Source organism: Streptomyces sp. NPDC031132 (assembly GCF_055570595.1).
In genome coordinates this window covers 111,883-131,460 of sequence record NZ_JBVIGX010000018.1, presented here as the reverse complement: position 1 = coordinate 131,460, position 19,578 = coordinate 111,883, and the positions used below count along the sequence as shown (strand labels likewise).

General features: G+C 72.9%; 17 protein-coding genes and 1 tRNA gene. 10 read left to right on the top strand and 8 right to left on the bottom strand.

Going from position 1 to position 19,578, the window contains the following annotated elements; genetic code table 11:
* Positions 1–118 precede the first annotated feature (118 nt).
* From ACZ49B_RS25130 to ACZ49B_RS25115, 4 genes are all read right to left on the bottom strand, one after another.
* The gene (locus tag ACZ49B_RS25130; protein WP_468309863.1) at positions 119–1,411 is read right to left on the bottom strand and encodes a hypothetical protein; all 1,293 of its coding nucleotides are present in this window, start codon (positions 1,409–1,411) and stop codon (positions 119–121) included.
* Positions 1,412–1,669: 258 nt separating this feature from the next.
* Complete coding sequence (locus ACZ49B_RS25125) at positions 1,670–2,866, bottom strand: S8 family peptidase (RefSeq protein WP_468309861.1); 1,197 nt, start codon at positions 2,864–2,866, stop codon at positions 1,670–1,672.
* Positions 2,867–3,248: 382 nt separating this feature from the next.
* Positions 3,249–3,662, bottom strand: coding sequence for a GNAT family N-acetyltransferase (locus ACZ49B_RS25120; RefSeq protein ID WP_468309858.1), 414 nt, complete (start codon positions 3,660–3,662; stop codon positions 3,249–3,251).
* Between the two features lie 196 nt (positions 3,663–3,858).
* The gene (locus ACZ49B_RS25115) at positions 3,859–4,557 is read right to left on the bottom strand and encodes a 4'-phosphopantetheinyl transferase family protein (protein WP_468309855.1); all 699 of its coding nucleotides are present in this window, start codon (positions 4,555–4,557) and stop codon (positions 3,859–3,861) included.
* 89 nt (positions 4,558–4,646) lie between these two features.
* On the opposite strand from ACZ49B_RS25115, the gene ACZ49B_RS25110 reads away from it, so the two are divergent.
* Positions 4,647–5,441, top strand: coding sequence for an alpha/beta fold hydrolase (locus tag ACZ49B_RS25110; protein ID WP_468309853.1), 795 nt, complete (start codon positions 4,647–4,649; stop codon positions 5,439–5,441).
* 30 nt (positions 5,442–5,471) lie between these two features.
* Here ACZ49B_RS25110 and ACZ49B_RS25105 read toward each other — a convergent pair whose 3' ends face one another.
* Entirely contained in the window at positions 5,472–5,996 is a 525-nt protein-coding gene (locus tag ACZ49B_RS25105) for a hypothetical protein (protein ID WP_468309850.1), read from the bottom strand.
* A gap of 303 nt (positions 5,997–6,299) precedes the next feature.
* Here ACZ49B_RS25105 and ACZ49B_RS25100 point away from each other — a divergent pair, with 303 nt between their 5' ends.
* Positions 6,300–6,785: a phospholipase gene (locus ACZ49B_RS25100; RefSeq protein ID WP_468309847.1), complete on the top strand. Its 486-nt coding sequence runs from the start codon at positions 6,300–6,302 to the stop codon at positions 6,783–6,785.
* Between the two features lie 172 nt (positions 6,786–6,957).
* Here the strand turns inward: ACZ49B_RS25100 and ACZ49B_RS25095 are convergent, their stop codons facing one another.
* A complete protein-coding gene (locus ACZ49B_RS25095; RefSeq protein ID WP_468309844.1) occupies positions 6,958–7,719 on the bottom strand; it encodes a class I SAM-dependent methyltransferase in 762 nt (253 codons plus the stop codon).
* Between the two features lie 51 nt (positions 7,720–7,770).
* On the opposite strand from ACZ49B_RS25095, the gene ACZ49B_RS25090 reads away from it, so the two are divergent.
* Together ACZ49B_RS25090 and ACZ49B_RS25085 are read left to right on the top strand one after the other, a co-directional pair.
* Positions 7,771–8,004 carry a hypothetical protein gene (locus tag ACZ49B_RS25090; RefSeq protein ID WP_468309842.1) on the top strand — a complete coding sequence of 78 codons (234 nt, stop codon included), beginning with the start codon at positions 7,771–7,773 and terminating at the stop codon, positions 8,002–8,004.
* 290 nt (positions 8,005–8,294) lie between these two features.
* Positions 8,295–9,362 carry a beta family protein gene (locus ACZ49B_RS25085; RefSeq protein WP_468309839.1) on the top strand — a complete coding sequence of 356 codons (1,068 nt, stop codon included), beginning with the start codon at positions 8,295–8,297 and terminating at the stop codon, positions 9,360–9,362.
* A gap of 118 nt (positions 9,363–9,480) precedes the next feature.
* Here ACZ49B_RS25085 and ACZ49B_RS25080 read toward each other — a convergent pair.
* Positions 9,481–9,553, bottom strand: a tRNA-Arg gene (locus tag ACZ49B_RS25080).
* Positions 9,554–9,885: 332 nt separating this feature from the next.
* Between ACZ49B_RS25080 and ACZ49B_RS25075 the strand changes: the two genes are divergently transcribed.
* The 6 genes from ACZ49B_RS25075 (at position 9,886) to ACZ49B_RS25050 (ending at position 17,467) form a co-directional block, all read left to right on the top strand.
* Positions 9,886–11,499 (top strand): ATP-binding protein, encoded by a 1,614-nt coding sequence (locus tag ACZ49B_RS25075; protein WP_468309836.1) that lies wholly within the window; start codon positions 9,886–9,888, stop codon positions 11,497–11,499.
* A 4-nt stretch (positions 11,500–11,503) separates the two neighbouring features.
* A complete protein-coding gene (locus ACZ49B_RS25070; RefSeq protein WP_468309834.1) occupies positions 11,504–13,357 on the top strand; it encodes a GTPase in 1,854 nt (617 codons plus the stop codon).
* 164 nt (positions 13,358–13,521) lie between these two features.
* Positions 13,522–13,929: a single-stranded DNA-binding protein gene (locus tag ACZ49B_RS25065; protein ID WP_468309831.1), complete on the top strand. Its 408-nt coding sequence runs from the start codon at positions 13,522–13,524 to the stop codon at positions 13,927–13,929.
* A 224-nt stretch (positions 13,930–14,153) separates the two neighbouring features.
* Complete coding sequence (locus ACZ49B_RS25060) at positions 14,154–15,290, top strand: thioester domain-containing protein (protein WP_468309828.1); 1,137 nt, start codon at positions 14,154–14,156, stop codon at positions 15,288–15,290.
* Positions 15,291–15,490: 200 nt separating this feature from the next.
* Positions 15,491–16,975 carry a phosphatase PAP2 family protein gene (locus ACZ49B_RS25055; protein ID WP_468309825.1) on the top strand — a complete coding sequence of 495 codons (1,485 nt, stop codon included), beginning with the start codon at positions 15,491–15,493 and terminating at the stop codon, positions 16,973–16,975.
* Between the two features lie 105 nt (positions 16,976–17,080).
* Positions 17,081–17,467, top strand: a complete 387-nt coding sequence (locus ACZ49B_RS25050; RefSeq protein ID WP_468309822.1) for a barstar family protein — start codon at positions 17,081–17,083, stop codon at positions 17,465–17,467.
* Positions 17,468–18,309: 842 nt separating this feature from the next.
* Here the strand turns inward: ACZ49B_RS25050 and ACZ49B_RS25045 are convergent.
* The gene (locus ACZ49B_RS25045) at positions 18,310–19,545 is read right to left on the bottom strand and encodes a tyrosine-type recombinase/integrase (protein ID WP_468309819.1); all 1,236 of its coding nucleotides are present in this window, start codon (positions 19,543–19,545) and stop codon (positions 18,310–18,312) included.
* Between the last annotated feature and the right edge of the window lie 33 nt (positions 19,546–19,578).

The following is a 19,578-nucleotide window of genomic DNA, read 5'->3' as shown; positions in this document are numbered from 1 at the left end:
CCCCCCCCCCCCCCCCCCCCCCCCCCCCCCCCCCCCCCCCCCCCCCCCCCCCCCCCCCCCCCCCCCCCCCCCCCCCCCCCCCCCCCCCCCACCACCCTGGGTGCACTGCTCCTGCCGGTCAGGCGATCGAGAAGGTGACGACCGTCTGGTAGGTGTCCGCGAACATGAACGGCGGGAGCTGGATCATCCCGGCGCCGCCGACGGCGAACTCACCGCCGGTCAGCTCGTCCCCGCCGGCGGCCTGCGAGGCCACCTTCATCGGGGTCTCGGAGATCGCGCCGGGCGTGCCCGCGGTGCAGGTGCTCGGGCTGTCCGGGTTGGTCACGGTGCAGGACGGCTGGATGCCGATCTGCGCCTTCGCCATCGAGTGGCCGGTCGTCTGGTTCAGGAACGGCGTACGGGTCGCCGTCACGTCCCAGCCGAGCGTGCCGCCGCGGAAGTCCTGGACGGTCGCGGCGTTGAACACGCCGACCACCGACTGGGCCTTGCCGTTGATGGTGACCGAGGGGAAGGCGACGGCCGGCTGGCCGTCCTTCGGGCCGAGCGCCAGCGGGCCGGGGAGGACCTCGATGTCGACCGGGTTCTTCACGCCCGCCTGGTCCTCCAGGTACACGAAGGACTTGTACGGGGTGACCGAGCCGTCGATCTTGAGGGCGTCGGCCTTCTTGGTGACGGTGATGTTGCAGGTGGCGGCGCCGGTCGCGTCCGCCGTACCGGTGCCGGTGTCACCGGTGGCCGCGCCCGCGAGGAGGGCGGAGCAGGTGACGGGCCCGGCCGCGAAGTTGGCGCCGCTGACGACGACGGCCGTGCCGGCCTTGCCGCTGTTGGGCGTCAGCTTGGTGGTGACCGGGTCCTTGGGCAGGGCCTCGACGGCGACCGAGCCGAGGGTGGCGCTCGGCCGGGGAGCCGGGGTGCAGGTCGTGGTGAACACCGAACCGCTGAGGTCGGCGTCGGTGACCGCAAGGTCGAGCTTGATGTCGACCGTGGCGCCCTCGGTGCCGTCCGGGATCTTGATCGTTCCGGAGAAGGCCTTCGGGTCGAGCGGGGTGCCGGCGACGACGCTGACGGTCTCGGGCGGGCTGGTGACGACCTGGGTGGTCGTCCCCACCTTGAGGGTGATCTTGGTGGTGTTCACCGTCGTGACGGAGAAGCCGGGGATCAGCGGGCTCGCACCCGGATCGATCGTGATCGGTACGACGTCGCCGGCCTTGGCCGTGCCGGGCACCGTGACCGTGTAGTTCTGGTTTCCCGAACCGTCCGGCTGCGGAGCCGGGGCGTCGCAGTTCTCGAAGACGGGGGTGGTCACGGTCGCCGCCTGGGCGGTGCCGGTCAGGCCCACCACGCCGCCCGTCAGCGCGAGGGACAGGGCGCCCGCCCCGGCCAGAATTCTTCGTCGGAACGTTGTACTCACTGGGTCGCGACTCCTTCGTCAGACGAACCCCTCCCCCCACCCGCTGTGTGGGGGAGGCCGAGCCGGTGCGGTGGCCGACATTGACGCGTCGCGGTGATGAGAAGTCAATGACTTGCTTTCGCCCGAAGCACACAGAAATTGATGTCCCATCAGGCCGGGGCTTCGGGGGTGCGGTGCGGGTGGGATGGGTGGGGTGCGGGCGGGGGCGGACCCGGTCGCTGACCTGGGCGCCGGACCGAGGCCGCCCGCGCGGGCCCGTCAGTCCGCGGCCGCCGGGGCGCGCAGCAGAAGGTTGGCGGTGCCCGCCGGGACCCCGGTGAGGTGGTCCGGTACGGCGCCCCGCACCAGCGCGGCGGAGACCTCTGCGGGGGTCTTCGCCGTACCGCCCGCGGCGAGGCCGTCCGCGAGGATGAGCGCGGCGACGCCCGCCGCGTGCGGGGCCGCCATGGAGGTGCCGGAGGCGCGCGCGAGGGCGGTCGTCGAGCCCTTCCAGGCCGAGGTGACGGACACGCCCGGCGCGGCGAGGTCCACGCACTTGCCGTAACTGGAGAACGGGGCCCACTGGTCCGCGGCGTCGGCCGCGCCGACCGTGACCGCCGCGGGGACGGCGGCGGGGGAGCCGGTGCAGGCGTCGTCGGCAGAGTTGCCGGCGGCGACGGTGAAGGTGATCCCGGCGGCGACGGCCCGCGTCACCGCCGCGTCCAGGGAGTAGCTGCGGGTGCCGCCCATGCTCATGTTGGCCACGGCGGGGGTGCCCGGGGCCTTGGCGGCGTCCTTCACCATCCACTCCAGGCCGCCCAGGATCGACGTCAGGGACGCGGACCCCTTGCAGTTGGCGACCTTGACGCTCACGAGGGAAACCCCCTTCGCGACCCCGTACGTCGCCCCGCCCAGGGTGCCCGCGACGTGCGTGCCGTGGCCGTTGCAGTCGGAGGACCTCTCCAGGAACACCCCGTTGTAGCCGGCCCGGGCCCGGCCCCCGAACTCCTGGTGGCCGGTGTTGATCCCGGTGTCCACGACGTACGCGGTGACGCCCCGCGCGGTGGTGGCGTACGTGTACGAGCCGTCGAGCGGGAGATCGCGCTGATCGATCCGGTCCAGGGCCCAGGGCGCCGGGTTCTGCGCGTCGCTGATCCGGAATTCGGCGTCCGGCTCCACCGAGGCCACCCGGGGGTCGGCGGCGAGGGCGGCCGCGCGGGCGGCGGTGGTGCGGACGGCGAAGCCGCTGAGGACGGTGTCGTAGACGGCCCCCACCTGGTCCCCGGAGCCGGCGGCCTCGGCGGCCAGGGCGCGGGTCGGGGCGCGGGAGGCGGTGTCCTTGAGGACCACGACGTACGGGGCGGTGGCGGTGGCGGTTGCGGCGCGGTCGGCGGCGGTGGGTGCGGGGTGCGGCGGCAGGGCGGTGGCCGCCGCCAGCAGGGCGGCGGCCGGGAGCAGCGCGGTGATTGCGGTCATGCGGCCGATGCTCGGCGAGCTGAGGGCAGGGCGCGCGGAGGGTGCGCCGAGTGGGCGCACGACACGCCGCCGGACGGATGAGGCGGTGCCCGCCCGATCATGGCGGCGCCCGCCCCGCCGGCCGCCCCGAGGGCGACGGTCTCGGTCGTCCCGTCCGGGCGCAGTGGGTCAGGCCGGATCCGGAAGGGGCGGCTTAGGGCCGGTCTTTCGGATCATGCCGGGCTCGCGGGGCCTGGCACGCGCGCTCGCCGCGTTGTCGTCGCTCGCCAACGTCCCCCAGCTACCGCTGGGAGGTGCCCCCACCGCGTTGACTCCCTCCTGCGCCTTGCGATCGCACGCACCAGGCCCCGCTCCCTGATCCGCCTGATCCAAAAGACAGGCCCTAGCCGGCGAGGGGCCAGCCGCGCATGGCGAAGACACCCTCGTCGCGGGAGCCGGCGGAGGCGTAGGTGGCGAGGGCGGCCTCGTTGTCGGCGTCGACTCCCACCCACATGCCGTAGCAGCCGCGCGCCTTGGCCTCGTCGGCGAGGGCCTCGGTCAGGGCGCGGCCGATGCCGCGGCGCCGGTAGCCCTCGTCGACGGAGAGCTCGTACAGGCACATCTCGGTGCCCTTGTCCGGGTGGCTCATCTCGACCCCGGAGACCATGCCGGCGGGGATGTCGTCGACGTAGGCGATGAGCATCAGGTGTCCCGGCGCGGAGAGGAAGCGCTCGGACCAGTCGAGTCGGGCGGGGCCGTCGAAGAGCCCCTCCGCGGCCTGGAGTTCGGCAACGGTACGAGCGGGGCGGATGTCCATGGCGGTCACGATAGTGGGCGCGCGACGAGCGGAGACTTGATTTCCCCACGGCGTGGCGCACCGTTCCGGAGGCGGTGCTCAGGGGCGCGGCTGCCCGCGCGAGTCGTGCCTCCTGATGCCGCTCCCGCTGCGCCCGACCGCCGCCGCGGCGCAGTCGGCGGGCGGAGTGGGCGGGCCGGGGTGGTGGGGTGGTGGGTCAGGTGCGGAGCGCGAGGGCCGCCGCGTAGGCCGGAGGGGACGGAAGGTCCGTGACGTGCCAGCCGGGGACGGGCGCCGGGTCGGGGCCCGCGCCGACGTACGGGTCGGCCAGACCCATGGCCAGGCCGGTGCCCGTGCCCTTGAAGTAGGCCTCCTTGCGCGACCACAGGCGGGCCATTGCCTCGGGCCGCTCCGCCACGGGCAGCGCGGAGAGCTCCGCGGTCTCCGCCGGATGCAGGCTGGGCAGGACGTCCGCCACCGCCGCCGCACTCGGGGTCGCCTCCACGTCGATCCCGACCGGCACCCCCGCGAACGCGAGGTACGCCAGGTCGTCACTGTGCGAGAGCGAGAACTGCACCGCGCCTCCCGCCACCGCCGGCCGCCCGTGCGGGCCGTCGCAGCACGGGCAGTCCTCCCGGACCAGGGCGACGTCCTGCGGAGCCAGCCCGAGGTAGCCGCCGAGCAGGACCCGCAGCCCCACGTGGGAGGCGAGGTACCGGTGCCGGTCCTCGGCCCGCAGCAGCCGCCCGGCCCGGTCCCGTTCGTTCCCGTCCAGGATCGCGAGGGCTCCGTCGATGCGGTGGCCGCCGACCACGTCGAGGGTGGTGTCCAGGGTCCACACCGTCACGGCCGTCCCCGTCGGGACCTCGCCGGTCCGCGGTGCGTCCTCGCCGAGTCGGTTCACGTACGTACTCACCCGACGAGGGTAGACCAGACGTTCGAGTCGGCCCTGGTTAATCTCTTCCTCTCGCTGATCAGTTGATCAGCCGATCAAGGGAGAGCCTGATGCGAAGTGCCGCCGTCACAGCGGAAGATGACCGGATCCGCTGGGTCGAGCTGCCCGGCGAGGAGCCCGCCCGGGTGTACCTGCACGGGCTGGGGTCGACCTCGCCCGCCTACTTCGCCGCGAGCGCCGTGCACCCGCTCCTCGCGGGCCGCCGCTCGCTGCTGGTCGACCTGCTGGGACACGGGCACAGCGACCGGCCCGAGGGTTTCCCGTACACCCTCGAGGCACACGCAGACACCCTGGCGGCCGCTCTGGATGCGGCAGGTGCGACGGACGTCGAGCTGATTGCCCACAGCATGGGCGGCGCCGTGGCCATCGTGCTCGCCCACCGGCACCCCCGCCTGGTCTCCCGGCTGGTGCTGGTCGACGCCAACCTGGACCCGGTGCCGGTCGTCCCGCGCACGGCCGGCAGCAGCGGCATCGCCTCCTACACCGAGGAGGAGTTCCTCGCCGGCGGCTGGGCCGAGGTGCGCGACCGGGTCGGCGCGCACTGGTGGTCCACCATGCGCCTGGCGGACCGTACGGCCCTGCACCGCACCGCCGTACACCTCGCGGCCGGCACGACGCCGACCATGCGCGAGCTGCTGCTCGAGCTGAAGATCCCGCGCACCTACCTGCTGCCCGCGGCCGACGGTCCCCTCGCCGGAGCCGAGGCGCTGGAGGCCGCCGGGGTGTCCGTGGTCCCCGTACCGGACTGCGGGCACAACATCATGCTCGACAACCCGGACGCGTTCGCCCGGGCCACCGCGGCCGCACTCGCCCGCGACCAGGACCGGGCCTGGGGCCAGGGCTAGGGCTAGGGCCTGTCTTTTGATCAGGCGCCGTTAGCCGCGGCTGCGTGCGTGGGCCGTGGCCGGGGAGCCGTCCTGCGTCTTCGCCCCCGGCGAAGGGGTCCCGTCGGTCCAGGCGTAGACCCGCTTGTCACGCACCGCGACCTGGTACTGGTAGAAGTCCCGGCACTCGGGCCGCTCCTCGGCCCGGGTGCCCTGCGGCCACCACTTGGCGCTCAGCTTCCGCCCGCCCTGGTCGTTCGGCGTGCCCGCAGTGCACTGCGGGCCGTCCAGCGGGGTCGCTCCGAGCGTGAATCGGATCAGCCTGGCTTCGCCGGTGCTGCGCACGCGTATGCGTATGTCGGTGGCGTCCTTGGGCACCCAGGACGGCAGCGTGAAGGCCTTCCCGTCGCGGGTGGGCGCGTCGGCGGCGGTCGCGAAGTGCTTGCTCTTCTCCTTGAAGACCTGGTCGTTGAGGGAGTCGGTCAACGGGTTGGGCGGGAGATTGGGCAGCGCGATGGCGGCGGTCGCGACGACTCCCACGGTGGCGGCGGCGATGACGAGGGGACGGCGTTTCATGTGATCCAGTCTCGGCCGCGGCGCTCCCGCGCGCGTCCCTCCCCAGGACGAACCTGATGTCTGCCGGAGGTCTGATACGGCGTCCTACCTGAGAGCTGCCTCGGTCAGCGACGCGCCGGCTGCGGCACGAGGCCAGGACCGAGCCAGGACACGCCACTGCCCCCTGTCATCCCGACACCCCGGCCCTGCGAGCGGCGTTATAGCGGCGTTAAGGGGCGGCGATAGGACGTGCCCCGAGGGTGGGACCCGACGCCGTACCGGGGGTTACCCCGGGCGGCCCCGTCCCCGTCCCGGAGGAATGCCATGCGCCGTCGTCCCGCTCCTCTCCTCGCATCGGTGGCCGCAGCCGCCGTACTCGTCGTCGCGACCCCCGCGTCGGCGGCCCCGGCCGACAAGCCGCAGGTCCTCGGCACTTGGACGCAGACCAGCGCCACCAGCTACAACGCCTGGGTCGCGGCGCGCGGCAACCAGGCCAAGTGGGCGCCGTACGGGTTCGACTGGTCGACGGACTACTGCACGACCTCGCCCGACAACCCGTTCGGGTTCCCCTTCCAGACGTCCTGCGCCCGCCACGACTTCGGCTACCGCAACTACAAGGCCGCAGGCGCCTTTTCGGCCAACAAGTCCCGCCTGGACGACGCCCTCTACGCGGACCTGAAGCGGGTCTGCTCGGCGTACTCCGGTGTGAAGAAGGGCTCCTGCGACAGCACCGCGTGGACCTACTACCAGGCCGTCAAGGCCTTCGGCGTCTCCCCGCAGGACGCGCCCCAGGGCGCGCCCGCCGCCTGAGCCGTCCCGTGACCGACCCGCTTCCCCCTTGATCTCCGGTCCCGCCCGCACCCCGGTCGGGCGGGACCGGCCGGGCTGTTCCTCACCGCCACCGCCACCGCCACCGCCACCGCCACCGCCACCGCCACCGCCAGAGCGCAGATCGCGGTCCGCCGGACCCCCGCACGTCGGACTACGTCCAGGGCCGCTTCGGCCGAGCCACCCGCGCAACCCGCAGGTCGACGAGGTAATGCTCGTCGACGGTCCCCTCGGGGAACAGCCGGAACAGGCGCTCCCTCTCCCCGTCCAGGAACTCATCGGTCCCGGGCCGTCCGATCAGAAAGAGGGAATGCGTCCCCAGCTTGGCGAGGTGGACGTCGACAGGCACCCGGCGGGACCAGCGCAGCAGCCGGGTGGTGAACTCCAAGCCGCTCTGTGACCGGGGACGTTCGTTGATGTACCAACCGGGACCGAACCGCTCCTCGATCCGCGCCTGCTGGTCGGCGATCCACCCGACGCCGACATCGGGGTCGTTCGACCAGACGGCCAGTGCCCCACCGGGCCGCAGCACGCGCAGGGCTTCGGGCCCGGAGCGTGCCGGGTCGGTCCAGTGCCAGGACTGCGCGTATGTAAGGAGGTCAAGGGACCCCGAAGCAAAGGGCAGCCGATCCCCATCCCCCCGCACGAGCGGAACGTGCGGGTGACGCCGCCGGAACTCCGCAGCCATCCCCGCCCCCGGCTCAACGCCGACCACGTCGGCCCCGCGGGCGTACAGCAACCCGGTGGCAATCCCCGTCCCGGCCCCCACGTCGGCAACCCGCGCCCCACCCAGCGCAACCCCCGAGACCTCCTCCAGGGCGTCCAGCAGCGCGTCGGGATACGACGGCCGATAGTCCCCGTACCGCCCGGCCGCCGACCCGAACGACCGCGCCCGCTCAACAGATCCGTCCGCCATCCGCCCACCCTCCCGCACCATCCCCCTCCCACACCAGGGCACACTGAGGCCATGGCCGGTCTCGTCTACTTCCGCAAGATCTCCGAGGACGCGGAGAGGGTCCGCTACGCCTTCGGCCCCGAACCGGACGACATGCCCCGCACCCTGACCTGGAACAAGGCCTCCCACACCTCGGAAGTGGACGACGGCCGCCCCGACTACCTCTCCCTGAAGGCATCCCGCAAGATCAACGCCCTGCGCGCCCGATCCCCCCACTGGCCAGAGCGCGGCATGAGCGCCAGCTAGCCCAGCCGCCGGTCACGCACCCGCCCATGAACCAGGACGTCCAGTCGGTCGGCGCGCAGCTCGGTGGCGCGCTGTCCGACAAGGAGACGCGTACTGCGGCCTGTCCCGCCCCGAGTTGACGGCCGGTCGGCCACGGGCCCTTTCCTCTGCCCTTGCCGTCCTTGCTTGCCCTGAGTCGTCCCACTCGGGCGAGATTCGGCCTTCTGGCCGACTTGCGTCTCTATCTGAGGTGGCGCGATCTCGTCACACTCTGATGGGAGTGAGCGAGACACCCATTGGCTTGGTGCTGAGTGCGCTGGGGGAAGCCGTTGGCATACGTTCCGATACTCAAAGGCAAGGCAGGGGAGTTCTCGGCCCTTGCGCACGTCACGCCGGCAGTTCGCTCATCCATCCGCCCGGTCATGGAGTTGGTTCCGGACCCGGACGTGCGGGATGTTCTGGAGACCTTCTGCGACCGTGCGATGGATGCAGTGCCGCTCGGAACGGTCCTGACGGTCGACAGCGGTGCCTTGCCGGCCGAGCGAGTCCTCGAGGGCGATGCGGGTGGCCCTGTCGCCCGACTCGGTGAGTCGCTCGGTCTGCGTGGCGTGGTGATGTGCCCAGTGGTTCGGTACACGGATCCGAGAGATGTGCTGGCTGAGGCCTCGCAGGCGATCGCAGCGCATCGGAGCGGCGCATGCCTGCGCGTCTCCGTCGCCACAGATTCGCCGGAGGGCCTGCCGCATCACGGACAGATCAGCGGGCTACTCCGAGCCCTTCACCTGGAACCGGAAGAGGTCGACCTGCTCATAGACGCCGGGCCGGTGGACTCCAGCATGACAAGAGACCGATCGGCTGATCGCGCGCTGGCCGCCCTCAAAGCGCTGTCTGCCTGGTGCTGGCGGAGTGAGTGTGTCGCTGCTGGGGCGTTCCCCGTCAATTTGTCGGGCTTCCCGAGGGGGCAGGCGACGCCCGTAGCCAGGCGGGATGCGCAGCTCTGGGGGCGAGTCCTGCGCGGATGCCACGGAAGATCCCCGGATTTCGGAGACTTCGGAGTGACGCACCCTCGGATGCCGGTGAAGTCCCGTGGGACGCCGGATCCCAACATGCGCTACACGACACCGAACGACTGGCAGGTGTTCGTCTATCCGCGAGTCCGCGCCGGCAATGACGACTTCTTCACGCTGAGCGCCGATCTGGTCGACTCCTCGTACTGGCCCGTGACAGGGGCGCGAACATCGTGGGGCGATGCGCGGCTCAAGGAGTGTGCGACCCGGCAGAGGTCCAAGGCGGGCGGCGGCACGGAGTGGCGGGCATGGGCAACGTCGCATCACCTGGCAGTGGTCACGTCCAATCTCACCACGCGAGGCCTCCCGTAGTGAGCGCCGAGCGGTCAGGCGGGCCATCAGGCAACCGCACGCACCGCACGGAGGCTGGGGGCCCTGACCTGCGCGAAAGCCCTCCCCGGGGGGAGGGTTTGGGGTGGCTGGTGGAGAGTGCCCCCGGCAGGACTCGAACCTGCGGCCAAGTGCTTAGAAGGCACCTGCTCTATCCACTGAGCTACGGGGGCCGGAAGGTGGCCGTGGTGGCCTGGAGCCCCGGGGTGGGGGTGGGACTGTCGTCCGGACCGGGTCAAGGATAGGGCTCCGGCCGCCTTGTCCCGGTTGCTTCACCCGCGTGCCACGATGTGGAGGTTCGGTGAAGCGGTCCCGATAATCGCAGGCAGGTGCGATTCTCGCACCGCTTTTGCGCCGCGGCGCCCCTGGTGTTGTGCACTCGTTATGCCTGCGCCCCACTCGTCCGCTGTGTCCAAAAGGTCCCACTGGAGTCGCGGTCGGCGCGCAGGGGGCGTATAAGCTTCAAAAATGGTCCCAAATTGGGCATTCTTCGCATGTGGTGACCTTGGATGTTCGGCCTCAGCTGCTCGATGCCCTGTCCGCCCTGCGCGACCGGGTCGCGTCCGTGCGTCTGCCGCTGCCCCTGCCCGGCGCCCCGCGCGCCCGCCAGACCAGAGCCGAGCTGCTCGCGCAGCTCGACGACTACCTCGTACCCCGGCTGAAGGCGCCCGAGGCGCCACTGCTCGCCGTCGTCGGCGGGTCCACCGGGGCCGGTAAGTCCACTCTCGTCAACTCCCTCGTGGGGCGCCAAGTGAGTGAAGCCGGCGTCCTGCGGCCCACGACACGCACCCCCGTGCTCGTCTGCCATCCGGATGACCATCACTGGTTCGCCGGAATGCGGGTGCTCCCCGACCTGATGCGGGTCTGGGCCCCGCCCGGCGAGGACGACCCGCTCCCCGCCCCCCACCGCGGCTCCCCCCGCGCGTTCGGGAACACCGCCGCCACCCGCGAGCTGCGGATCGAGACCGTCGCCGGCCTGCCGCGCGGGCTCGCCATCCTCGACGCCCCCGACATCGACTCCCTCGTCGTCGAGAACCGGACACTCGCCGCCGAGCTCATCTGCGCCGCCGACGTCTGGGTCATGGTCACCACCGCCTCCCGGTACGCCGACGCCGTGCCCTGGCACCTGCTGCGCACCGCCAAGCAGTACAAGGCCACCCTGATCATCGTCCTCGACCGGGTCCCGCACCAGGTGCTCGCCGAGGTCTCGCGGCAGTACGGGGCCCTGCTCACGCGGGCCGGGCTGGGCGACGTACCGCGGTTCACGGTGCCGGAGCTGCCCGAATCGGCCGGCGGGGGCGGGCTGCTGCCCGCCAGCGCCGTCGCCCCGCTCTTCGCGTGGCTCGCCCACCACGCGCAGGACCCCGCCGCCCGCCAGTACGCCGTCGGGCGCACCGCGCTCGGCGCGCTGGACTCCCTCGGGCGCCGGATGCCGGAGCTGGCATCCGCCGTCGCCGCCCAGTACGCCGCCTCCGTACGGCTGACCTCCGCGGTGGAGGACGCGTACCGCAGGGAGGGCAAGCGGGTCCGCAACCGGCTCGACCAGGGCGCCGTACTGGCCGGGGACGCGCTGACCCGGTGGCGCGGCTACCCCCTCGACACCAGCGCCGACGAACTGCTCGACTCGCTCGCCGAGTCGCTCGCCGCACTGCTCCAGTGCGCGGTGGCCGCCGCCGACGAGCGGATCGCCCAGGCCTGGCGGCGCGAGCCGGCCGCCGGGGCGGTGCAGCTGCCCGGGCCCGACCGGGAGGCGGCGGAACGTATCGGCCTGGCCGTACGGCGCTGGCGGCGCGTACTGGAGGAACTCGCCGAGGACGAGGTCGCCCGGCTCGACAAGCAGCCCGCGCCCGCCCCCGACGGGGTCACCGCCCTGCTCGCCGCCGCCCTCCTCGGTGGCAAACGGGCCCGGCCCGCCGGGGAGAAGCTCGCCGAGCGGATCGGCGTACAGGCCGCCGTACGGCTGCGCGACCGGGGCGGCGAACTGGTCGCGCAGCACCTGGAGCACGTGCTGCGCGCCGAACGCGACCGCCGGCTGGCCCCGCTGGAGGCGCTCGAGGTGACGCCGGAACCGCAGGCCGAGCTGATCGCCGCGCTGTCCCTACTGCAGAAGGAGAGGTGACGCGGTGACCGCTTTGACCGACCGCACCGACGACCGCTGGGACGACGGATTCATCGCACGCTCGCGCCGCGTCGGCGGGACCGACGTGGACATCGACATCGACATGGACATCGACGACGGGGACGAGGGCGACGACGCGCTCGTCCGTGCCGTCTCCGGCGCCGGCAGCGACGGGGGCAAGGCGCCCTCGCCGCCGCTCAGCCCCGAGGGACAGGCGCTGCGCACGCGCCTCGAGGCGCTGCGCCAGCTGGTCGGGCTCTCGCGGACCCGGCTCGACGGAAAGACCCTCGCCGAGGCCGGCCGGGTGCTCGACGAGGCGGCCGCGCGGCGCGGGCTGTCGCTGCAGCACACGGTCGTCGCGATCGCCGGAGCCACCGGAAGCGGCAAGTCCACGCTCTTCAATTCACTCGCCGGAGTGCAGATTTCGGAGACGGGGCTGCGCAGGCCGACGACCGCCGCGCCCATCGCGTGCAGCTGGTCGGACGGCGCGGCCGGGCTGCTCGACCGCCTCGAGATCCCGGGCAGGCTGCGCCGCCGGCCGCGCGAGACCTCGGAGACCGGGGCGCTGCGCGGGATGGTCCTCGTGGACCTGCCGGACCTGGACTCCGCGGTCGGCGCCCACCGCGAGCACGTGGACCGGGTCCTCGCCCTGGTCGACGCGGTGGTGTGGGTGGTCGACCCGGAGAAGTACGCCGACGCGGTGCTGCACGAGCGGTACCTGCGCCCGCTCGCGGGGCACGCCGAGGTGACGTTCGTCGTGCTGAACCAGGTGGACCGGCTGCCCGGCGAGTCGGCGGACCTCGTACTGGACGACCTGCGGCGGCTGCTGGACGACGACGGGATCGCCCTCGGCGAGCACGACGAGCCCGGCGCCACCGTCCTCGGGCTGTCGGCGCTGACCGGCGAGGGAGTAGGGGAACTGCGCGACCTCCTCGCACAGTTCACCCAGGAGAAGGGCGCTGCGACCCGGCGGATCTCCGCCGATGTCGACCGGGCCGCCATGCGCCTGCGCCCGCTGTACGTGGCCGACGGCCATCCGGGGCCGGAGATCGGGGAGGTGGCGCGCGCCGAGTTCGAGGACCGGCTCGCGGAGGCGGTCGGGGCGTACGCGGCCGGGCTGGCCGCCGAGCGGGCCTGGCGGCGCAATGCCGGCAAGGCGTGCGGCACCCCGTGGCTGCGGCTGTGGCGGTGGTTCGAGAGCCGGCGCGCCCCGCGCACGCTGGCCGGCCTGGCTGCGCTGGCGGTGATCGGCGGCCGGGGGCCCGCGACCGCGCAGACGCCGGTCGAGGAGGAGGTGACCGCGCGCCAGCGGGTGGAACAGGCCGTACGGACGGTCGCCGACGCGGCGGCCGACGGGCTGCCCGACGCCTGGGCGCAGGCGGTACGGGAGACCGCGGTGCGCGGCGCCGAACAGCTCCCGGAGTCGCTGGACGAGATCGCGGTGACGCTGGGGTCGGCGGTGACGGTGCCGAGTGCCAAGCCGCCGCGGCCGGCGTGGTGGCCCGCGGCGGTTCTGGCGCAGGCGGCGATGACGCTGCTGCAGATCTACGGCGGGCTGTGGCTGGTCGGGCAGATCGCCGGGGTCCTGGAGCCGCGCCTGATGCCGCCGGTTCTGCTGATGGTGGCGGGCATTGTCGGCGGACCGCTGGTGGAGTGGACCTGCTCGATCGCCGCCCGGGGCCCGGCGCGGCGGTACGGGCAGGACGCGGAGCGGCGGCTGCGGCAGGCGGCGGCCGGCTGCGGGCGGGCCCGGGTGCTGGAGCCGGTGGCGGCGGAGCTGCTGCGCTACCGGGAGGTGCGCGAGCAGTACGCGACGGTGGCCGCAGGGGGGACGAAGTTGTCCACAACCCGCCAGTAGTCCACAGGCCGGAGCCGGAATCGGGGAGCCGGGCCAGCATGGGTCGTACCTCGTGCGGACGGTCCGTGCGGGTCGTGCGGAGGGTCCGTGCGGGTCGTGCGGAAGGTCCGTGCAGGTCGGGCGGATGGTCCGTGCGGGCACGGACGCGGGGGAGGGCTGCCGGGATGAACGACACCACGGTGACGCTGATCGGCCATGTGGCCACGCAGATCGACTACAAGGAGACGGTGAACGGGCCGTCGGCGCGGTTCCGGTTCGCGGTGACGCCGCGGTACTTCGACCGGCGCAGGGACGCCTGGACGGACGGGACGACCAGCTTCTACACCGTGTGGGCGCGGCGCGCGCTCGCGGTGAACCTGGCCGGTTCCGTCGCGGTGGGCGAGCCGCTGGTGGTGCACGGGCGGCTCCGCGTACGAGAGGATCCGCCCGACGGTGAGGGCAACCGGTGGTTCTCGGCGGAGATCGACGCGACCGCCGTCGGCCACGACCTCAACCGGGGGACGGCGGCATTCCGGCGGGTCGTCAAGGCGGACCCCCCACTGATGGCCACTCAGAAGGCGGCGGTGGTCTGAGTGTTCGAGACGGTTAGGATTCCCCGGTACTCACGGGCACCTGGGTCATTGGCCCGAAGGGGAAGACTGTGTCGATTGCCGTTCCCGCATCCTCCGCTCCTGATTCCGTTCCTTCTTCGCTGCCTGCTGCGGCTGCGGCTGCGGCTGCCGTCGCTTCCGCGAGACCTGCCACTCCTGTTGCGGCGGTGGCGGCCGTACGGGCTTCCGCGCGGCGGCCGTTGGCCATGGCACTGCTGGCTGCGGCCCTGGCCGCCGCCCCGGCCGCGCGGGCGGCCGCCGACTCCGGGACTCCTGCGCCCCGGACGCCGGAGGGCGCGAGCGCCGTGCTGGACGGGTTGAAGACGTACGGGCAGGCGGTCCTGCGCGCGAAGGACGGGTCGGTCCGGCAGATTCCGGCCGGGCTGTACGAAATGCGGGTCGACGGCGGCGGGATGCTCCAGACCTACGGCGTCGGCGTGGCGGGCAACGCCCAGCCGCAGGCCCGGTACACGGAGAGCGGCTGGAACGGCACCCTGCTCGCGGGGAACGGGGAGGCGGGCCGGATCCGCTGGGTCCTCGAGCACTCCTTCCCGCAGCTGAACGATCTCGCCGGACTGGCCAAGGCGGCCGGGGCCGGGGCCCTGACCGCGGAGAGCGCGGCGGCCGGTACCCAGGTCGCGATCTGGAGGCTCGCGGACGGGGCGCAGGTGGAGGCCGCCGACCCGGCGGCGGAGAAGCTGGCCGACTACCTCCAGCGGTCGGCGGGCAAGCTCCCGGAGCCGCCGGCCTCGCTGGGGCTGGACCCGGAGAGCGTGTCGGGGCCCGTGGGCACCCGCCTCGGGCCGGTGACCGTGCGGACCGGGGCGCAGAGCGTGACGGTCACCCCGGACGCGGCGGCCCTGGAGATGGGGGTGCGGGTGGTGGACGCCGAGGGGCGACCGATCACCACCGCTGCCAACGGGAGCAAGCTGTACTTCGAGGTCCCGGCGGGCACCCCGGACGGCGCGGCCTCGGTCACCGTCCAGGGCTCCACGAAGGTGCCGGTCGGGCGGGTCTTCACCAGCGGGGTGCCGGCGCAGGCGCAGATCGTGGCCGGTTCCAGCGAGTCCGCGGCGGCGGCCACGGCGAACGCGGTCTGGCCGCAGCCCGTCGTGGCCGAGGGCGGCACGACCGGCGACGGGCCCGCCGTGACACAGGCATCCGCCGCGGCTGCGGCGGCGGTCTCGTCGGAGTCCACCCCGGACGAGGAGCGGCTCGCCACCAGCGGCAGCTCCGCCGCGACCCCGGTCATCGCCTCGCTGGCGGTGGGCCTGGTGGTTCTGGGCGGCCTGGTGGTCCTCCTGCTCCGCAAGCGCCCCCAGGACGAGGAGGACCAGGCGTAGGACGCCGCGCCCGGATGCCCGTGGGAACGGGTCTCAGGGGCAGCTGCATGGTGCCGATGACGTCCGTCGGGCGACCGGGTGCCCCGGGGAGCGGCATGGTGCCCGTCGAATCGGTCCGGCGCGCGGAGTGTGGGTGCTCGGGGAGGGCCGGTTGGCGCAGGGGTTGGTTCCAGGAGCGGCGGTGCGGGTAAGCGCAGGCAATGGCTGATCAGGAGCTGACCTGGCGGGGCGCCGCCGCGCGATGGGACCGGATGCTGTTCGACGGGGTGGCCCGCCGGCACTGGCCCGCGGCCGACCGGGTGCTGCCGAGACTCGGACGGGCCGCGAACCACGGTGTGCTGTGGGGCGGGGCAGCCGCGGCGATCGCGGTCCTCGGCTCGGCCAGGGCCCGTAAGGCGGCGCTGCGCGCAGCCGCCTCGCTGGCGCTGGCCTCGGCAACCGTCAACACCGTCGGCAAATGGTCCGTACGCCGGCCCCGGCCGCTGCTGGAGGGGGTGCCCGAGGTGCGGCAGCTGTTGACGCAGCCGACGACCACCTCGTTCCCGTCCGGCCACTCGGCGTCCGCGTTCGCGTTCACCACCGGGCTCGCGCTGGAGGCGCCCGGCTGGGGCGCCGTGCTGGCCCCCGTGGCCGTGTCGGTGGCGTTCTCCCGCGTGTACACGGGGGTCCATTACCCGTCCGACGTGGTCGCGGGGGCGGCGCTGGGCGTGGCCGCGGGCCTGGCCGTACGCCGCCTCGCGCGCGGCGTCGAAGAGGCGCGGGTCGTGCCGGGCGACGAGCGGGAGGCCGCCGAGGCGCCCGCGCTGCCGGACGGGGCCGGGCTCACGGTGGTGGTCAACACCGGGTCGGGCACGGCCGCCGACGCGGGGCTCGACGTGCTGCGCACCCGGCTGCCCAAGGCCGAGGTGGTCGAGTGCGAGGGCCCGGAGCTGTCCGCGGAACTGGCGGCGGCAGCCGCCCGGGCCGCCGTGCTCGGGGTGTGCGGCGGCGACGGCACGATCAACGCGGCCGCCACCGCCGCGCTGCGGGCCGGCGTCCCGCTCGCCGTGTTCCCCGGCGGCACGCTCAACCACTTCGCGCTGGACCTCGGCCTCGCCGGAGCCGAGGACACCTGCCGCGCGCTCGCCGCCGGCCAGGCGGTCCGCGTCGCGGTGGGCCGCTTCACCCCGGGCCCCGACCCCGACGACGGCCGCTCCGGGTACTTCCTGAACACCTTCAGCATCGGCGCGTACCCGGAGCTGCTGCGGCACCGCCTGCACTGGGCGCCGCGGATCGGCGGCGGGCCCGCCGCGCTCCTGGCCGCCTGGAAGGTGCTGCGTGCGGAGCGCCCCGTACGGCTCCGGCTGGCGGGGCGGCCCCGGAAGGTATGGCTGCTCTTCGCGGGCAACGGCACCTACCACGGCACCGGCCCCACCCCCCGTCGCCGCGACGGTCTCGGCGAGGGCCTGCTCGACGTCCGCCTCGTGCACGGCGGCGGCCGCCCCGGCCCGCGCCTGTTCGCCGCCGCGCTCACGGGCCCGCTGAGCCGTTCCCCCGTCCACACGGCCACCCGCCTGCGCAGCCTGCGCGTCGCGGAGATCCCCGCCGGCACCCCGCTCGCGTACGACGGGGAGTACGCCCACGCCCCCTCCGCACTCGTCCTCGACACCCTCCCGAACGCCCTGACGGTCTACCGCCCCCGCTGAACGGTCCCCTCCCCGCCCCTCCCCGCCCCTCCCCGCCCCTCCCCGCCCCTCCCCGCCCCTCCCCGCCCCTCCCCGCGACCCGCGCGCCCGCCCAGGCTCGGCGTCGTGTCGACGATCTACGTGCTCGACGGCCGCCGGATCGGGGGGCGCGAGGACTTCCGGGTGGTGCTGGGCGAAGCCGTCAACGGGGCCGGGGGGTATTTCGGGCGGAACCTGGACTCCCTCGACGACTGCCTCCGGGGAGGCTTCGGAACCCCCGACGACGGCGACTTCGTGATCGAGTGGCGCGACCACGAGGCGTCCCGGCGGGCGCTCGGGCACACCGAGACCGCGCGCCACTTCGAAGGGGTGCTCACGCGCTGTCACCCGACGAACCGCGAGCGCGTCGCCGACGAGCTGGCCCGGGCGCGCGCCAGCCGAGGCCCCACGCTGTTCGACTTCCTGACGGAGATCTTCGAGGGGCAGGTCCCGGGCGCCCTCCGCCTCCGCTGACCTGCCCGAAGACCCTCCGCGGCGCCGCCCCCGCCGGGCTCCCCGGGACCATACGGGTTTCCCCCGGGGGATGGACGTACGGCAAGATGGGGTGTTACTGGCCAACGGATCACGGAAAACCGCCCCCCACCTGCGGCGGAGCCGCTAGCGGGGGGCCGTCTCATGCCGCCTGGGCCGTCTCTGGGCCGTAATCGTTATGGATGCATGCGTCGACGCCGGCCATGGACCAGAATGGCCCCGTGGAAATCGCGCGCCTAGTACTCGACTTCGTCAAGGTCCTTGTCTGGCCAGCTGTGGTGGCTGGGATTGCCTGGGGCTTCAGGGGGCAAGTAGGGCGCCTCTTGGACCGAATGCGCACTTTGAGTGGACTGGGCTTTGATGCGGCGTTCTCGGCCGATATCGACCAAGCCAGTCTTGACGCCGAGCGCGCTGTCGCGGAGCCGCCCGCCGGTAGCGTCCAGGCTGAGCCCGACGAGTCGGAAACCCCGAGCGCTCTGGGGCGACCTGCAAGCACGGTGGGTACGGATGTTCTGATCGCTGCTCTTCAGAATCCCGCCGCTGGCATGGTTGCTGCGTGGGCGCCGATTGAGTCCATCCTGCGTGAGCTCGCCCCAGAACAGCCAGATCACCGATATGTCGGAGTGGGGCATGTTATCGACGCGTTGCCTGATATTCCCGCAGACATTCGCAGCTCGTTGCACAGGCTTCGTCAACTTCGCAACGCAGTGGCGCATGGCGTGGGCCCGGCTCCTAGGCCGAGCGCGGCAGCCAATTATGTTGAGAGTTGCCGGGCAATGCTGAGGTGGCTTCAGTCCTATCGGCGAGGGCACCAGTGATCCTTCTCAACCGCCGTCTCGGAGTCTCAGCACGGCATTAACTGCATTCCGCGTCCGCCCCTCACTACTCGGCATCAGGTGCGTGTAGACCTTGAGCGTGAAACCCGGGTCGCTGTGGCCGAGGTACGTGCTCAGCGCTTTGACGTTCTCGCCAGCGTCCAGGAGAACCGACGCGTAGAAGTGCCTCAGAGCGTGCATCCCGTGTTCGCGGGCTGATGCGTACCGCTTGCCCTTCTCCGGCAGGGGGATGATGCCTGCGGCTACGAGCGCAGGTTTCCACGCCTGGTCGTTGAAGGCGCTGCGCCAGACTGCGTTATTCGCCGAACTGGTGAACATCAGCTCCTTGGTCAGCGGGGCACCGTCCGGCGTCAGCCACGGCAGCGTGACCTTGACCGGCGGGAAGCAGCGCATGTGCTCCGTAAGTGCCGCCGCGACCGCGTCCGGGAGGGGAACGTCACGAACCTTGCCCCGCTTCGGTGGAGCGAAGACGAGAGTCCCGTGCACGCGCTTCACCTGGAAGCCGACGTGTACCCATCCTGTGTGGAAGCCGACTTCGTCAACGGGCAAGCCGAAGATCTCACCCTGCCGGAGCCCGCACCCTCCACCGAGGTTGACCATGGCCTGGTACCGCGTGGGCAGCCCGTCCCGGACGCCGAGCAACTGCTCGACCGTCCAGGGCTTCACGCGCGTCGGTACGGGCTGCGGCGCCTTAACGGATGTGGCGCGGCAGGGGTTCTGCCGAAGGATGCCATCGTCCACGGCCGCGTTCAGCACCGACGACGTGTTCTCGAAGATGGCCCGCCGGTAGCTCGCCGCGAGTCCCGTCGCCGCCAGCTCGCCGAGCCAGTCGCGAATGTGGGCGGGCTGGAAGGACCCGAGGGGGCGGGAGCCGAGGTGCGGGTATGCGTGCAGCCGGAGCCGCGACTCGACCGCTGTCCGGCTGACGTCGTCCGTTGTCAGCTTGGACACCCACTTCTCGGCGAACTGCTGGAAAGTCGTTCGCCCGGCGCGAGGGTCGACGTACTGTCCACGCGCCATGTCCGCTTCCACCTGGGCTAGCCACTGGTCCGCAAGGCGCTTCTGCCGGTCGGGAAAGGACTTGGACTTCTCGGTGCCGTCAGGGCCGAGGTAGCGGGCGCGGTACCGGAGCCCGGTGCCGTAACGGTCGGTCTTGACGCGTACGGGCTTGCCGCCGGCGTCCGTCTCGGTCTTGAACCAGCGGTCTTGGATATGGCCTGCCACGTGAGGGCCTCTCTGGGGAAGCGCCGAGGGCGG

Excerpts from the sequence above, each read along its gene's own strand:
- ACZ49B_RS25095 (WP_468309844.1), bottom strand. The coding sequence starts at position 7,719 with ATGGCGGACGGATCTGTTGAGCGGGCGCGGTCGTTCGGGTCGGCGGCC.
- ACZ49B_RS25055 (WP_468309825.1), top strand. The coding sequence starts at position 15,491 with ATGGCTGATCAGGAGCTGACCTGGCGGGGCGCCGCCGCGCGATGGGAC.
- ACZ49B_RS25065 (WP_468309831.1), top strand. The coding sequence starts at position 13,522 with ATGAACGACACCACGGTGACGCTGATCGGCCATGTGGCCACGCAGATC.
- ACZ49B_RS25105 (WP_468309850.1), bottom strand. The coding sequence starts at position 5,996 with ATGAAACGCCGTCCCCTCGTCATCGCCGCCGCCACCGTGGGAGTCGTC.
- ACZ49B_RS25060 (WP_468309828.1), top strand. The coding sequence starts at position 14,154 with ATGGCACTGCTGGCTGCGGCCCTGGCCGCCGCCCCGGCCGCGCGGGCG.
- ACZ49B_RS25120 (WP_468309858.1), bottom strand. The coding sequence starts at position 3,662 with ATGGACATCCGCCCCGCTCGTACCGTTGCCGAACTCCAGGCCGCGGAG.
- ACZ49B_RS25110 (WP_468309853.1), top strand. The coding sequence starts at position 4,647 with ATGCGAAGTGCCGCCGTCACAGCGGAAGATGACCGGATCCGCTGGGTC.
- ACZ49B_RS25090 (WP_468309842.1), top strand. The coding sequence starts at position 7,771 with ATGGCCGGTCTCGTCTACTTCCGCAAGATCTCCGAGGACGCGGAGAGG.
- ACZ49B_RS25100 (WP_468309847.1), top strand. The coding sequence starts at position 6,300 with ATGCGCCGTCGTCCCGCTCCTCTCCTCGCATCGGTGGCCGCAGCCGCC.
- ACZ49B_RS25125 (WP_468309861.1), bottom strand. The coding sequence starts at position 2,866 with ATGACCGCAATCACCGCGCTGCTCCCGGCCGCCGCCCTGCTGGCGGCG.